We start from the raw sequence: 16,198 nt of genomic DNA on the forward strand, positions 1-16,198 counted from the left end.
GTGTCTCCAGTGCCTTCCACGGTCATCGGCCGGAGCCGGAGACCAGTCCTTGTGCTTCCTCGACCGTCACGGCGACCTCGGAGGACGTCGCCGCGGTGTCGAGCGTGCCGTTCGTTCCGTTGGAGAACTCCCAGGCGACCTCCCAGTTGATGGCCGCGGTGACGGTGTAGGCGCCGTCGTCCTGGCCGCTGGAGGCCCGGGTGTAGACGTGGCCGCAGTCGGGCGACTCGGCCTCGGGATCATGGACGGCCGGGTCGTAAGGGGTGCCGGGCCCCTCACAGACGATCTCCGTACCGTCGCCCATGGTCCAGTGCGTCCCGGAGGGGGTCGCGGTGATTGACAGCGACCAGCCTGGGACCTCGGCCGTGGCGACCGCGTCGGCCCAGTCCTCCTCCTCGACCCACAGCCACACCGGGGTGTGGACGAGCACGAGGCCGTCGGAGGCGGGTGAGGTGCTGATGCGCGGCGCGGGGAGGTCGAAGGAGGCGATGGACTCCTGGATGAGGGTCACGGGGTCGGTGGGCGGTTCGCCCTCGCCGTCGTAGTCGACCGCGTCCCAGTCGATGGCTTCCCAGTCCACGGCGTCCCAGTCCACCGCGTTCTCCCAGTCGATCGCGCTCCAGTCGACCGAGTCGTAGGGGCCGGGCTCGGTCGTCCCGGAACCCGTTCCCCCCGCTCCCCCGGAACCGGGAGTGCCAGGGCCGCCCCCCTGCGTCTGCCACCAGCGGAGCAGGACCGCGCACCCGGGGCCGCCGGTACTGCCGCACTCGACCTGGCCCAGGAAGGATCCCGGGTCGGCGCCGGCGGGGGGCGGGGCGACCAGAACGCCCACCAGGACCGCGACCGCGGCCGTACCTGTCCGTTTCAGCATGTTCCCGGCTCCCAGATCCGAAGGTCGGACACGCGCCAGGCGAGTCCGTCGTGTACAAGTCCGGCGTCCACTCGGCGCGGTCCGGCGGGTGCGGACTGCGCGGACAGGCGCCATGAGGAGTCGTCGAGGCAGTCGGTGACCTGGGCGCTGTCGGAGGACTCGACCACCACCTCGGGGTCGAGGACGGGCTCACCGGAGATGTCGGATCCGGCCTCGCGCGCGTCCTCCAGCGCCTGCGTCATGAGGGCGAGGGCGCCGTCGACCGCGTGGCGTTCGAGTTCGGCGGAGCGGTCGGCCCCGTCGTGGGACGCGGTGACCACCGCCTCCCACATACCCGTGTAGGCGGCGAGCGCGGCGGCCTCCTCGTCCTCGGCCCGGCCGGTCGAGGCGGTCGGGGACAGCTCGGGCACCGCGGGGGCGTCCTCGGCGGCGGTCGCGCACGCGGTGGGCAGCAGCAGTGCGACGAGGCACCCCGCGGCCGCTGCGCCTCGGGAGGCGGTGGAGACCCTGGATCTCATCACGGTCGCGCTCCGTTCAGTGGGGGTCCGCCGCCGTGGTCTCGGGCGGCGGGGCGGGGGCGGGGTGTGGCGGGGACGGCCGACGAGGCCGACCGGTTCCGGCCGTGTCCCCGCGCCGGGGTCGGCGTCCGCTCCTGCGGGGGTGGGGCGGAACGGGCCCTCGGACGGGAGCGGTCCTGTCCGGCCCGACCTCGCCCGCAGAGCGGCGGACGGCCTCGGAACGGTCCGCACCTGCGACCACACCCCTTGTGGATCATGTGGTCTTCATTGGTTTTGATTGACTTTATAGCAGGGTCTGACCCTGAACAAGTCCCCTGCGTCCTCGTCAAACCCTTTGTTCACAGAGATGCGCGGACTCTTTTACCCTCGGGCCACCGCGCACGCAAGCACACACGAAACCACATGAGGGGTGCGAAACACAGGGGATCATCCGATGTCTCTATGCCGCGAGGGGCGCGAGACCACCGCGACCTCGGCGCCCGCCAGGCCAGGAGGGCGCCCGCGAACCGGTGCTCAGACCCGGAGCAGCCGTTGGACGCGCGTGGCCAGGCGTGCGGCCGATCCCGCGTCCAGTTCCGTGCCGGTGATGAGGCAGTCGGCCTCGTGGAGGGCGGCGAAGCGGGTCATGCGGTCATCGTCGACACGGGCGTGACCGGCCAGGACCACAACGGAGCGCGCCGCGTCCATCAGAGTCCTCTTACTCCGCCCCTGGACGGGGTCGATGCTGCTCAGACCGCGATCGAAGGACACACCCGCGGGAACGACGAAGGCGACATCGGCGTCCACGCCCGCCACCTCCCGCCCCGTGGCCACGGCCGCCCCGGCCCGCCGGTCCAAACGCCCGCCGATCAGGTGCAGGGCGATATCGGTGCGCGCGGCCAGAACCGAGGCCACCGACACCGAATTGGTGACCACCGTGCACCCCAGACCGACCGGTAGACGAGCGGCCAGACGCTCGGTCACCGTGCCCGCGTCCAGCACCACCACACCACCCGCGGGAACCTCCGCCAGCGCGGCCGCAGCGATCCGCTCCTCCTCCGCAGCCACGCCACCCACCGCGACCCCGGACACAGACCCCGGAACCGGCCCGTCGAGGGGCACGCCCCGGTCCGCCTCCGGCCCGCGTGCGACGGCGCCACGGGTACGAGCTCGAACGGACATGCCAGCCTCCCATTCATCCCTCGACCGGAAAACCGAAAGCATCCGTCGACCGGGAGTCTTTATGGTGAACAAATAATTAATGCAGGATTGCGCCTGTGGAATCAGCGCCAACCTTCTATCACGATGCGCGACGGGCACACAATGAAGGGTAGTGTGACCTACATTTCCTAAGACACACGCACCACGGTTCCATCCTGCGAAACACCTGTTCAGAGCGCATACTGATCGCCGCACACACAGGAAAATCGATCCCCCCGGAAAAGAGGCTTCCCGAGCCGTTCCATAACCGGGCCCCGTGGTGCTATTTTCGTCCGGCCTGGAGCCCCGAGCGCACAACCGGCGCCCGGGCCGACAAGCGTGGGCGGATTCGTGTCGGCGCCGTGATGCGTGGCGGGAACCGGCCAAGGAGGTGACCCCGCGTGCCACTCAGCCACAACATGGACAACACCGCCAGATACACCCTGGCCACCCTCACCGGCATCGTCATGCCCACCGCCGACCCCCGAGCCCTACGCGCCACCGCCGAACTCTACGAAACCACCGGCACCCAGATCACCCACCACCTCACCGACCTGCTCACCCACATCCGCCGACGCGTGCGCACCGACTTCTCCGGACAGGCCGCCGACTACTTCGACCGCTCCGTCGCCCAGTTCACCACCGGAGACAACGACTACATCGGCGCAGCCGGACAGATCGCCGCCGACATGGGCCGCGAACTCCGCAAAGCCGCCGCCAACGCCGAATACATGGCCATGATGGTCATCGGCCAACTCGTCCAACTCCTCCTCGAGATCGCCTGGGCCATCGCCTCCGCCTACTGGACCTTCGGCGCCTCACTGAAGATGATCCCCGTCTTCAAAGCCATCCGCAGCCTGCTCATCCGCCGCATCCTGTCCTGGTTCCTCCTCACCGTCCCCGGCCACCAGATCATCAGCCAGATCTTCGCCAGCCTGGACAGCATCATCCAGCGCATCCAGATCGCCAACGGCACCCGCACCGAATGGGACCACGACCTCACCACAAGCGCCCACCTCGGTGCCGTCATCGAAGGACTCCTCTCCGCCGGCCTGTCCGCCGGAGTCGAAGGACTCCTGTCCTCCCAGATCCGCACCCTCATCCGCACCAACCTCGACACCATCGAAACCCTCCCCGACCCACCACCCATCACCACACCCAGAACCAACCCCCGACCAACCCCCGGACCAGGGACAGCAACAGGGCCCGGGCCCGGGCTGAACGAGGACCTCGCGGACGTGCTCGCCCGCCACACCGACGAGATGGCCACCCCGTACACCCCCAACGACGTCCCCGGCATGACCGGCTGGGCCAACAACACCAGCCGCGACCAACTCCGCCACGACCTCGCCGACCTCTTCCAACGCCACTTCGGCCCCACCCTGGGCACCACCCACGCCCGCAGCCTCGGCCACAACTACGCCGACACCCTCGCCAAACACTGGACCAACCCCGACCTGCCCACCCACCTGCACAAAGCCCTGGGCGACACACTCCCACCCGCTCTGCGCGACCACCTCGCCACCACCATCCCCAACACCCTCACCACCAACCTGCGCCAGTTCCACACCAAAGCCAGCACCCAAGCACAGAACCTCACCCTCGGCGCCGCCACCGGCGCCACCGAGGGCTACCTCGGCGAAGGCCTCACCAACGCACTCTTCGGACAAGGCTGGAAAGCCTCCGGCTTCTCCGCCAGCGCAGGCGCCACCCAAGCCACCGCACAAACCACCATCACCACCACCGCCCTCACTGGCATCGACCACCTCCGCAACGGACCCGACCTACCCCCGCCCCCGACCACACCCCCGCCCACCACCAACACCCCGGCGACGGACCAGGTCGGCCCTCCGGCCGAAACCGGCAGTGCCGGGGGGAACGACGATGGAGGCGGAAACGGCCGGAGCGGGAACCACAGCTCCGGCCGTGACTCCGACGAGCATCCGGAAGACGCCGGTGGTCGCGGCATGAGCGGATCCGAAGGCTCGGACCACGTGAACGGCGTCGGCCGCGGCTCCGGGGTCGAGGGGGGTTCCGGCTCCAGACCCCAGAGCGAGGGCGGCTCCCCGGAGATCGACGAAGACCGGCCCACGCCCTCGACCGGGAACGACTCCGAGTCAGCGCCGACTCCCGACGGCACCGCTCGTACGGGTGAGGCCACGCCGGGCGACAACCCCTACGTCAGCAGCTTCACCGAGGAACTCGTCAGTGCGACGCATGCCGCCTCGGACGACGCACCCGGGCAGGACAGGGACATCCCCACGGGGGCCGGCGGCGAGCTGAGCCCCGGTCCGGACGTCGACTGGCCGCTCGGCGACCTCTACGACACCCCCGAGCCCACCCACGACACCACCCCCGCACACCCCTGGCAGCCCCCGCTCACCCCCTTCGACCTCCTCCACCCCAAGCACCCGATCCTCCACGGACCCGGATCCCTCGACCCCAAAACCGACCTCCCCCTCCCCACCTCATCCCTGCCCTGGCCCACCCACGACCTCCAGGTCTTCGCCCTACCGGAGATCCGGACTCCCGGAATCCCCCTGCTGCCGTTGAGCGGGAGCCACGGGAACGCCGACCAGGTGATCGGCGGTCCGGCTCCGGTCCCCGGTTCGGGGCCCGTGTCACAGGGATCCACCTCCCAGGGAACGCCCGGTACCGGGCAGGACCGGGCGGACGGCCGGACCGACTCGGGCCGAGGGCGGCAGCCGTCCGACCGGCCTCCGGTTCCGGAGGACCCCCAGGGCACGGCGGCCCCCACGGGCGCCGAGCGGCCACGTCCCCCGGAGGCGACGCCGCCCCCGCCGACGCAGACCCCCGGCCAGGACGCGGACCCGCCCGACAGCGGCAAGGCACCACCGCGGGCGGAGTCCTCCAGGACGGCGATCCCCGCCCCCGACCCGACGCCGCGGACCGATACGGGCGACCCGGACGGAGCCGGTCCGTCGCGCGACCGCCCCGGCACCACGCCCTCCTCCGACCCCAGCGTCAGGGAGAGTCCCGGCACCCCCGCACAGGAGAACGCCACACCGCCTCCACCCGAAGCCCCGCCGGAAGCCGCGCCCGAGCCGCCCCAAGCGCCGCCTCTCCCACCTGTGGCTCCGCCGCCTCCGGACACCTACCAGGGGACCCTCCTCCCGGACCGCTCCACCGCGCCCTACGACCTGGGCTACCTGCTGGACTCCCACCTGACGCCCGCCGACATGGTCCTCGCCGAGCACCTGCGGTCCTTCGTCGACGGCACCGCCGCCGACCCGTCCAACGGTCTCGACACAGCCGCGCGGACCGACCTTCGCGCGCAGGTGGAGGCACAGGCGGGCCGGGACATGGGCGTCTTCTTCCAGGACGGCGGACACCCCTTCACGGTCACCGGCCAGGACGGCCGCGCCCGGACGGTCGAGGTGTCGCTGCGCCCCTCGACCGGGGACTTCTTCCACGTACCGACCAGCCCGGCGAGCGGTTCCAAGGACTCCAAGCTCAAGACGACCGACACCGTCGGGGAGCCGGTCTCCGCCGAAGCAGGCGCAACGCACGGCGGAGAGCGGACCGTCAACCTGAGCTTCCTGGTCAGCCCGCTGCACGTGGCCTCGGTGAACGGCAACAGCGTCGGGCCGCGCGTGAGCCTGCGGGTCTTCCTCGGGACCCGTGTGCGGAGCACGGGGCAGTCCGCCTCCCACACCACCGACCTCCCCTCCAACGTCGAGCTCAAGGGCCGACCGGAGGTCTACGTCGCCGACCTCGACATGTCCATGCGGATCGCCCCCGCCGACGGGTCCGGGGGCGGCGCGCCGCGGACCGCGACCGCGCGGGCGGACAACGGCCTGGTCCTGGTCGTCCCCGGCGGCGTCGTCCCCAGTGACGGCCCGGAGACCATCCGCGTGTACGACCCCTTCACCCCGCAGGACGACGGGCGAAGCGAGGGGCGGGACGCGGGCGGTGACGGACGCAGACCCCTCGACCCGCGCGCGGGCCGGGGCCACCCGATCAAGGTCGGACCGATCACCCTCGCCGGCGACGGCGGGCCCCGGTCACTGGCGGACTGGGTCAACGACCACCTCACCCGCGCCGACGCCCCGCCGCGCACGCGGGACGCGGTGCGCGATCGACTGACGCCGTCGTTCCTGGACAGGCGCGACCGGCGGCGGGAGCGGATCCGCCAGGACACCTCGCGGGACCTCGCCCCCGACGCCGTGCGCAACCGGCTGCCGATGATGACCAACGCCCCCGTCCCGTTCGAGTTCATCGACATCTCCGGCGACTCCCGCGTCATGACCATGTGGTCGGTGCCCACCGACTACACGCGCAAGGGCCACACACCCTCCGTCGAGGGCAACAACAAGGCCAACATCAAGGGCAACGTCTCCGACAAGGGGGTCAAGACGACCCTGAGGAAGAACGACGTCGCCGGATTCGCCGTCGGCGCCGGAATGGCCGCCGACATCCCGGGGCAGTCGTCGGTGCGCGTCGAGGCACCCTTCCTCGAGTACTCCCTGAACCACCAGGCCAACCAGCAGGAGTCCCGGTCGGTCTCCGGGTCGGTCAACCGGACGACCCACGGCGCGACCGCCTCCGCCGCCTACGACGTCCACCGCAACTACTACGTCCGGTTCGACGGCGAGCCGCAGGTGTACCGCTTCACCGGCGACACCGTCGAGATCCTCACCGTGGAGGACGCCCGGATCATCGACGGGGAGGAGCCGTCCGGCGCGCGGACCGGCGGCGGCACCGCGCAGGGCCCGTCGGGCGAGTCGTCCACCGTCCCCGCGGCCCCGACCGGACACCGGCGACCGCCGTTCGCGAACCTGGCCGGACCGCACCCGACCGACTTCACCGGGGCTGTCCCGCGCACGTTCAGCTGGCCGGACGGCAGCCGGTTCCGGGGCTCGGACGGGGAGCCGCGGCGCGGTGTCTACGACGCGTTGGCCCACCAGGTGCTGAGCGGACTGGCGCGGCGGCGCCCGGGGCTCGTGCTGCCGGACCTGTCCAGCTCAAGAAAGGACTACGCGCGACGGCCGCGGCCGGACCAGGAGGTGACGGGCTACTTCGACCGCTCCCCCCGTGAACACCGCCCGCTGCGCCGCGACCACGACATCGCCCGCTACAACACGCTCCAGGTACTCAAGGCCATCTCCGAGTCCTCCCTCCGGGGCGGGCTCAACGACCTCGGCGGCCGCGAGGGCATCCCCGTCGACCTGATCGAACCGGCGTCGATCAACCTGGGCTCCCTCTTCCGGGTAGACGAGAAGGTCCTGCGGCCGAAGTTCGTCAGGGTGCGGCTCTTCGCCGACTTCGAGCGGCTGGCGTACGTGCGGCCGACCGTGCGCGGCACCGGCGGCGAGTTCGGCGGCTCCGCCGGCCGCTCCACCGACACGGGCTCGCAGAACCGCCACACACTGGCCACGAGGGTCGGGCTGTACGCCCGGCCGACCGGCGCCGACGACGTCCACGGCCAGCCGCCGGTGGCGGGCACGCCCTCGGTCACGGTGCCGGTCAGCCGCACGACGCACACCGGCCAGGGCCAGGGATTCTCGCACGGGGTCAACGACATCGTCTTCTTCCCCGAGGGCTCCGACGTCTGGCACTCGCGGGCGACCCTGCACGCCCGTCTCTACGAGTTCGACGACAGCGGGCTGGTCCGCGGCGAGGCGCCCCCGCTGCGCGAGCGCGGCATCCCCCTGCTCGACGCCGGCTTCCCGGCCCGGCTGACGCTGGAGACCCCGCCGGGCCGCCCGCACGAGGGCACCGGCGACACCCCGGACGCCACCCCCGTCATCTCCGACATCCGGCCGCTCCCGACCGTCGACGCGCGGCGCGTCATCCGGGGGAACACCACCCCCGACCCGGTTTCCGTCCAGCGGCGCCGCGACCCCTGGCGCTGGGCCCGGTCCGCACCCCGTGCCGGGTCCGGCGACCCGGACACCGCCGCACCCGGGCCCGTGCCCGTACCCCGGACCACGGGCGAGCGACGAGCCGAGCGGATCAGGAACCTGCCGACCACCGTGCAGCACTCCAGCACCCGGTTCCGTGTCAGAAGCGAGGAGGGGCGGACCCGGACCACCAGCCTGGTGGACGAGACCTACCAGGGGTTCTCCGCCGTCAGGCGCCGGTTCGACCTGCACGACGGCTACCGGCGCAAGCTGGAGCACTTCCTCGTCCGCGGCGAGGGCAACCGGCGGCTCTTCCCGGACGCGCTCTCGTCCGAGGTGCTCTCGTCCTCACCCAACGGCAGCCGTGTCCGCGCGGAGATGAGCGGCGGACTGTGGTCCCCCCACGACGTACGCGCCACGGTGTCGACGGAGCTGGACGTCACCTCCATCGACAGGTTCGAGCCGTCCGAGGCGATGATCGAACGAGGCGGTACGACCAGCGCCGACCTGTCCGTCAGCACGGGCAGGACCTGGTCCGGCGACGTGGTCGTCGCGGGCCAGGTCCGTGTCAACGACAACCCCCGCCCCGACCAGGGCCCCTCCCCCGACCAGCCGCTCACCTACGGCGACGGGCTGAGGCCCATCGGCGTGATCGGCCCCCAGGGCTCACAGGGCCTGTTCAACGGCTCGCGGGGACACAAGGCCGGCGAGAAGTACGCCGAGGCCACCGCTTTCTCGTCCAAACTGCCGATGGCGTACTCCTTCACCGGCTCGGGAACCGTCCGGCAGGCCACGGAGTTCCTCAAGAACTGGAGCATCGGGCCGACCATCCCCTGGAGTGCGCGGTTCCGCGGCTGGACCGCCCGCGTCTCCGACCTGGTGACGGGTCTGGTCCACATCCGCGACGCCCACCGGGCGGGACTCGTGGACGACCGGGTCGTCGAACGGAACGGGGAGCTGGTGCGGGAGCCCCAGCCCGAGCCGAGGACACCCGGGGGCGTGCGCGTGCGCCCCGGGCTGGAGGACACGGGCAAGCGGGTGCGCCCCGCCGACTCCGCCCCGGCGCTGCGGGCGCTCGCGGACGACCTCGCGTCCCAGGGCTGGGAACTCACCGCCGGCAGCCGTGAAGGCCTGCTGCACGCCCTGGACTCGAACCTGGGCAGCGCGACCGACACCTCGGTGCCGCTGCCGGTGAGGATCCGCCCCATCGACCACTCGGTCGGCCACCTCAGCTCACCGACCACCGCGCCGCCCGCCGTGGACGCCACCGTCCGCGTCCGGCTCGACCTCACCCGCCCCGCCGTGGAGTACCTCGGCGGCTCCAACGAGTTCAAGTTCCGGCAGACCTGGCGCAGCGCCGAGACGCACAGCCGCGCGAAGGCCGACACCACCTCCGCCGGTGTCCTGGGCGGTGTCCGGCAGCCGCTCCCCTACCCGGGCGACGACCAGCCCGACCAGCAGAGTCCGGAGAGCCGCCCGCACCTCCTCGTCCCCGCGGCCGGCGCTTCGCAGGCGAGCACCCGCTCCACCGGATCGGCCGAACAGGAGTCGCGGTCGCGCAGGCTCGACCTGTCCGTCGACACCCCCTACGCCAAGCTGAGCCACGACAGCCGGCTGCACCTCGACCTGGAGATCTCCGAACGCCAGCCGCTGCTCACCAGGGCGTTGGGCGAGCAGCCCGGCGGCGGAGAGCGCAGGGACTTCAGCGGCAGCGGCGACGGCGGCCGGGTGGACGCCCTCTACCCGATCTCCTACCTCGACTTCGCCGGCGGGGACGGCACGGACACGGGCACCGGCACGAACACCGGCGACGGCGGCACACCCGACCCGCCACGCACGTCGTCGAACGACGGACGCGGGCACGAGGCCGCCCCGGAGCACCCCGTCAACGGCACCCACGCGTCGTTGCACGACATGATGCGCCAGTGGAGCGAGGCCAACGGCGGCGACCGTCGCGCCCACTCCGGCGACGGACTCATCGTCCCCGCGGCGATCGGCGACCGCGGACAGCAGGTCCGGGACACCGCCCACATCGTGGTGGCCAGATCGCTGGGCTGGTCCCCTCCCCCGGACGCCGTCCGCAACGGCCAGTACACGTCCGGGGCGATACGCGCCGCCCGCGCCCACAACGCCGCCGCGCTCGGGTTCGGTTCCCGGTACAACGCGATCGACCAGGCCCTGGGACACCTGGCGCTCAAGGCCCTGCACCCGGAGGCCGCGGACCGGGACACCGAGCTGCCCCGCATGGGCAGGACCACCTGGAGCCTCAGGGCCCTGCCCGACCCCGCCTCGGCACGTGTCCTGGACATCGCGCCCAGCGGCCGGATCACCGACTCCGGCGTCGAGGGGAACTCGACCGGATCGACCATGGCGCACGGGACCTCGTCCACCACCACGTCCGACGTCACCGCCTCCGGGCGCGGCGAGCAGCCCGACCTGCCGCCCCACCCCCGCACCGGGATCCACTACGGCGGAGCGGGCGGCGCCGGCACCTCGAAGTCGGGGGGAAGCGTCGGTCAGGGTGTGGGCTCACAGCTTCCACCCCATTCCCAGCGCGCCCGCATCGGCCCCCTCCTGCTGGTGGAGTTCGACACCACGTGGGGGATCGGCGCCAGGTCGGAGCTGCGCGGCTCCGCCTTCTCCCGGGCCGCGGGCTACGTCGGAGACAAGGTGCGCGGCCTGTTCGGCCGTCCCGTCACCCGGCCCGCCCGCTGGCAGCTCGGGGACGCGACCACCAGGACCACCGCGTGGATCGCCCAGGGCGACGCCGTGCGGATGGGGATCATCGGCCAGGCCCACGCCAACGGGATGGCCGCCGACCGCGCGAGGCTGGAGGACGCGCAGAAGGTTCTCAACAGCGCGGAGAAGACATACCTGGAGTCACGGCTGCCCCTGGAGTCGGCGGCGGCGGAGTACGCGGCCGCGCCGGACGACGCGGGTCTCAGGGACCGGTACCGGGAGCTGGAGCGCACCTACGAGGAGCGGCGTACCGCGTTCGACCAGGCGATGGAATCCTGGGTGGCGTCGCTGAACGCGGCGCGCGACACGGCTCTCGGCCGGACCGCCGCCGACGACCCGGCCACCGCGGCGGCCACGCCCGCAGCGGCGGAGCCGCAGCAGAGCTTCACCGACAGGTTCCGCGCCCGAGTGAACACGGCGTTCCCCGAGGACACCGTCCGGACCGCTCCCGCGACCGAGACCACCGGTGACACCACGGCGTCCGCCCCGGCCGCCAGGCCGACCACCGGCACGAACACGCGCGACGCCGTCCAGGACGTGGACCGGACCGACGCGCGGATGGGCGAGGTGCGAATGGGCGAGGTGCGCCACGCCGCGGAACGGCCCGCGACCGAGCAGGCCGACCTGAGGGACACGGCGGCGGAACTGCGGAACCGGGCGGACCGGATCCGTGGGGAGATCCCCGCCTTGCAGGAGCGGATCGAGCGCCTCCACGCGGAGGTCTCGGCCCGGGAGCGTGAGGTCGCCCGGCTGGAGGAGCACGAGCTTCCGGCCGCTCGGCGGGAATCCGACAGCGCCGACCTCGCACGCGTCCGCGCCCGGGTCGGATTCGACTCCGCCCGCGCAGCCGCCGACAGCGCCGCCGCGACCGCCGACCGGGCGGCCGAGGACGCGGCCTCCCTCGCCGAGCGGTACCAGGACCTGCGCGCCAGGGCCGACGAGGCCGGGAGAGCCGCGGCACGCCTCGGCGAGGAGACGGGGGCCGTGTCCGCCGAACTCGCCCGCGCCGAGAGCGGACTCGACGACCTGCGCGGGGAGATCTCCCGTCTCTGGTCGGACATCGATGACCTCACCTCGCGGCTGGCCGGTCTCGAAGCCGGGGCCGGGCAGACCGACGACACCACGGCCGATCCGGGTCGCGCCCACGGGGCCGACGCGGACGGGCGCCCTGGCCAGGCCGCGCCCCGCGGCACCCTTGGCGACGAGCGACCGGAGAACACCCGCCCCGGCGCGTCCGACCGATTCCCGCAGGACTCCGCCGGTCGGCAGAGTGCTCCCGAGGTGGGAGGCACCCCCGGTCAAGGGGACTCCACCGGACAGAGTGACTCGACCCGGCCGAAGGACTCGCGCGAGCAGAGCGGGGCAGCCGAGCACGAGGGCTCCATCGGACAGGAGGACTCCACCGAGCGGACGGCCACGGAGCGCTCGCAGGTGCAGGCCGAACTCGACCGGCTCACCCGCGACCTCACCGCGCGCCAGGCCGAGAGCGCCCGGGCCGGACAGTCGGTCGAGGACCTCCGAGACCGGGTCGCGGACCTGGAGCGGGAGGTCGAGGAGGCCGAACGCGCCCGCGACACCGCCCATGCCCGAGCCGAAGAGGCCAGGAGCAGGAGCGAGACGGCCGTGCGTACCGCCGGGACGGCCGCCGCGCACGCGGCGGAGCTCGACCGGGACGCCGGGGACCAGGAGAACCGATGGGTGCGGGCGACCTCCGACGCCGCCGCAGCGCGGGCGAGGGTCGACACACTGACCGATCGGTTGACGGAGGCCGAGGACGGACTCGACACCGCGCGGAACACACTGGCAGAGGCCGGGAACCACCTCACCGAACTCGACACCACCGCCGCGGACCTGGAGCACAAGGCCGCGCGGTACCGGGCCGACGCCGACCGGCTCCGGGACGCCGACGGAGCCGCGTCCGGCAACCCCGGCGTGGAGGGGCTGGACGCCGGCCGGGACACCGCATGGCCACCGCGCCCGGCCTGGGGCGAGGGCGTCCGCCCCCAGGGGATGCGCGACGGCCAGGTCCTCGACGGCCCCGGCCAGGGCGCGATGTACCTGCCACTCCTCATGCCTTCACCCGGGATGACCGCCTCGGAGACGTCGCTCGTCCGCGGCTTCGCCGCCGACAACGGCACCGCGGTCAACGACGCGCTCCGCGGCGGCACCGGTCCCGGCGACACACCCGAGCGCACACGCCGGACCGTGGACGCACTGGACACCATGACCGCCCGTTCGGCGACACCCGATGCGCTGATCCTGCACCAGAGCGCGGGGGCCTCCTTCGCCCACCGGCTGCACGCCTCCCTCACCGACCCCGGCGCCATGCTCGGCCTGGTCGGACGCACCTACACCGATCCCGGATTCACCGCGACGGCCACCGACGAGCCCGCGCCCGGCTTCGGCGGCCCCGTCACCATCGTCATCAGGGTCCCCCGGGGCTATCCCGCCCTCAACACCTCGGACCTGTCACGGGCGCTCCCCGGCGGCGGTCCGGACGTGGTGCTGCGCCGGGGCACGACCTTCGTGGTCCACGGCGTCCGCCCGGTCCGCGACGAGTTGTACGAGAACGACCACTGGGTGGTCGAGGCCGAGGTCGTCCCCGACGGATGGACACCACCCGCCGACTGGCGCGGTGACCCACGCGGTTCCGGCGGCGAGCCCGCGCCCACCCGAGAGGGGTCGGCTGTTCCCGCTCCGCGCTCATGAGCGGATTCCTCGTTCGCGCCCTTCGAACGGGACGTCGACGGGGTGCGGGAACAGCTCATCGAATCAGCGCGGCGTGCACGGTTCCCCCTTCCGCGACGCCCCGAAGGAAAGGGATCCGAATGATGACTCACGGGAATGCGCGCGTGGCCGATCGGCCGCGCACCGGAATTCAGTATCGGAAAGGGGGGATGGATTCCTTCTCCGAACCGCTGCCCCGCCTTCCGCCGTTCGAGGCCTCTCGCGCGCGACCCCTCAGACCGTGGTGACGCGCGGACCGATCGCGGCGAGCTCCTGAGCGAGGCCGTCGGCCAGGCCGGTGTCGGTGATGACGCAGCTGATCTCGTCGAGCGCGGCGAAGCGGGAGAAGTGGTCGTTGCCCACCTTGGTGTGGTCGGCCAGCAGAACGGATCGGCGTGCGGACCGGATCATCGCCCGCTTGACCTGGGCCTCGGCCGGATCGGGAGTGGTGAGTCCGCGTTCGGCCGAAACACCGTTGGTGGCCATGAAGGCGACGTCGACGTAGGTCTCCTCCAGCGCATGGAGGGCCCACCCCTCCACGGTGGCCTGCGTACGCGTGCGCAGGCGCCCCCCGAGCATCATGACGTTGATGTTGGCGCGCGGCACCAGGCTCAGTGCGATGGGAGCGGAGTTGGTGACGACGGTCAGCTCGCGGTCGGCCGGGATCTGCTCGGCGAGACGACCGGTGGTGGACCCGGCGTCGAGGAGGATGGCGCCCTCCTGGGGGAGCTCGGCCAGCGCCGCCTTGGCGATCCGGTCCTTCTCCTTGGTCATGACGGTGTCGCGCTGGCTCAGCGTGGGCTCGAAGCCGAGCCGCTCCACGGGGATGGCGCCGCCGTGCACCCGGCGCAGGACGGCGTGCCGTTCCAGAGCCATCAGGTCCCGTCGGATGGTCTCGTAGGTGACGTCGTACTCGGCGGCGAGTGTGGCGACGTCGACCCTCCCCTCGCGGCGGGCACGCTCAAGGATGAGCTTCTGACGCTCTTCGGCGTACATGTGGTATCACCTGTGTTTCAGTGTGATGTGGGTCGATGGTAGTGCGGAGGCCCGGCACGCACAAGAACACGGACCAGCGCCGTGGGAACGCGTGACATGGTCGGAACCGCCCAGGGAAAGCGTCCCACGTGAGGACCCGGCTCGGTGTGGGAAGCACACACAGTGGGACCAGTACGCGGGCACGAGAGCGGACACGACGCCGTGCGCACGGGTGGGAGAGCGGCCAGGCGTGGTCGCGTGCGCGGTCAGACGCGCAGCAGGCGGTGCAGGCGCGTGCCCAGTCGCGCCGCCGGTTCCGGGTCCAGTTCGTCGCCGGTGACGAGGCAGTCGATGTCGTCCAGGCAGGCGAAGCGGGACATGCGGTCGGCCTCGATGCGGGTGTGGTCGGCGAGGGCCACGACGGTGTCCGCGGCGTCCATCATCGTTCGCTTGCTCCGGCCCTGGACGGGATCGGTGCTGGTCAGACCGCGGTCGAAGGAGACGCCTCCTGGGACGACGAAGGCCACGTCCGCACTGAGGCCGTCCAGTTCCCGGCTCGTGGCCGGGGCGGCGCCCGCACGTCGGTCGAGGCGTCCGCCGATGAGGTGCACGGCGATGTCGGTGCGCGCGGCGAGGATCGAGGCCACGGACACGGAGTTGGTGACCACCGTGTAGCCGCGGTCGACCGGCAGGTACGCGGCGAGGCGTTCGGTGACGGTGCCCGCGTCCAGGATCACCACGCCGCCGTCGGGGAGTTCGGTGAGCGCCGCCTTGGCGATCCGCCCCTCCTCCGTGGCCCTACCGGCCGCCGGGGCCGTCGGCGCGGGCTCGGAGGCGGACTCAAGGGAGGACGACACGCTGCCATGGCCGCTTCGGAGGACACTCGCGACACCAGTGCGAACGGACATGCCGGCCTCCCACTTTCCCTCGATCGGCAGCAAGGGAGTCATGCGGGAGAACTCCCCACCGGACACCGACCAATACGGAAACCCGCGGATCGGTCCGGATGCCATCTTTTATCACGCTTCACATTCAGCCCGCAACGGAGGACACCGAAGCCCGTTGGAAGAAGTGCGCCGACGCGCGCCTGAGATCTCTGCGCAGATGAGCGCGGACCGCGAAATGCGATGGTCAGTGCCACGTCGAGGCCGTCGGCGAGCCGTCGCCGAATCGTTTTCGCAGCCGATTCCCGGGGTCCGCGATTCGGTGGGCCAGATCGGCGATGGGCGCGTGGTCGGTGACCGGGCGACCGGGAAGCTGACCGTGCCGTGCTCACGTCGTACCCGGGCCCGAGGACTCAGAGGACACCTCTCGGGCGAGCGCAA

At 72.2% G+C, this 16,198-nt stretch carries 6 protein-coding genes; 1 reads left to right on the plus strand and 5 read right to left on the minus strand.

The annotated features are described in order from the left end of the window. Nucleotides 1-22: 22 nt before the first annotated feature. The 3 genes from M1P99_RS26400 to M1P99_RS26410 all read right to left on the minus strand — a co-directional run bounded on the left by M1P99_RS26400 (nt 23) and on the right by M1P99_RS26410 (nt 2,436). Nucleotides 23-871 carry a hypothetical protein gene (locus M1P99_RS26400; RefSeq protein WP_304455291.1) on the minus strand — a complete coding sequence of 283 codons (849 nt, stop codon included), beginning with the start codon at nt 869-871 and terminating at the stop codon, nt 23-25. Continuing rightward, nucleotides 865-1,389, minus strand: coding sequence for a hypothetical protein (locus tag M1P99_RS26405; protein ID WP_304455292.1), 525 nt, complete (start codon nt 1,387-1,389; stop codon nt 865-867). Before M1P99_RS26405 ends, M1P99_RS26400 begins: the two co-directional genes overlap by 7 nt. A gap of 513 nt (nt 1,390-1,902) precedes the next feature. After that, nucleotides 1,903-2,436, minus strand: coding sequence for a DeoR family transcriptional regulator (locus M1P99_RS26410; RefSeq protein WP_304455293.1), 534 nt, complete (start codon nt 2,434-2,436; stop codon nt 1,903-1,905). Nucleotides 2,437-2,969: 533 nt separating this feature from the next. Here M1P99_RS26410 and M1P99_RS26415 point away from each other — a divergent pair. After that, nucleotides 2,970-13,880, plus strand: a complete 10,911-nt coding sequence (locus tag M1P99_RS26415) for a hypothetical protein (protein WP_304455294.1) — start codon at nt 2,970-2,972, stop codon at nt 13,878-13,880. Nucleotides 13,881-14,132: 252 nt separating this feature from the next. On the opposite strand, the gene M1P99_RS26420 is transcribed toward M1P99_RS26415, so the two are convergent. Then, nucleotides 14,133-14,894 (minus strand): DeoR/GlpR family DNA-binding transcription regulator, encoded by a 762-nt coding sequence (locus M1P99_RS26420; RefSeq protein ID WP_304455295.1) that lies wholly within the window; start codon nt 14,892-14,894, stop codon nt 14,133-14,135. A gap of 245 nt (nt 14,895-15,139) precedes the next feature. Then, the gene (locus M1P99_RS26425; protein ID WP_304455296.1) at nt 15,140-15,730 is read right to left on the minus strand and encodes a DeoR/GlpR family DNA-binding transcription regulator; all 591 of its coding nucleotides are present in this window, start codon (nt 15,728-15,730) and stop codon (nt 15,140-15,142) included. Nucleotides 15,731-16,198: the final 468 nt, after the last annotated feature.

This window comes from Nocardiopsis sp. YSL2 (assembly GCF_030555055.1).
Taxonomy (GTDB): domain Bacteria; phylum Actinomycetota; class Actinomycetes; order Streptosporangiales; family Streptosporangiaceae; genus Nocardiopsis.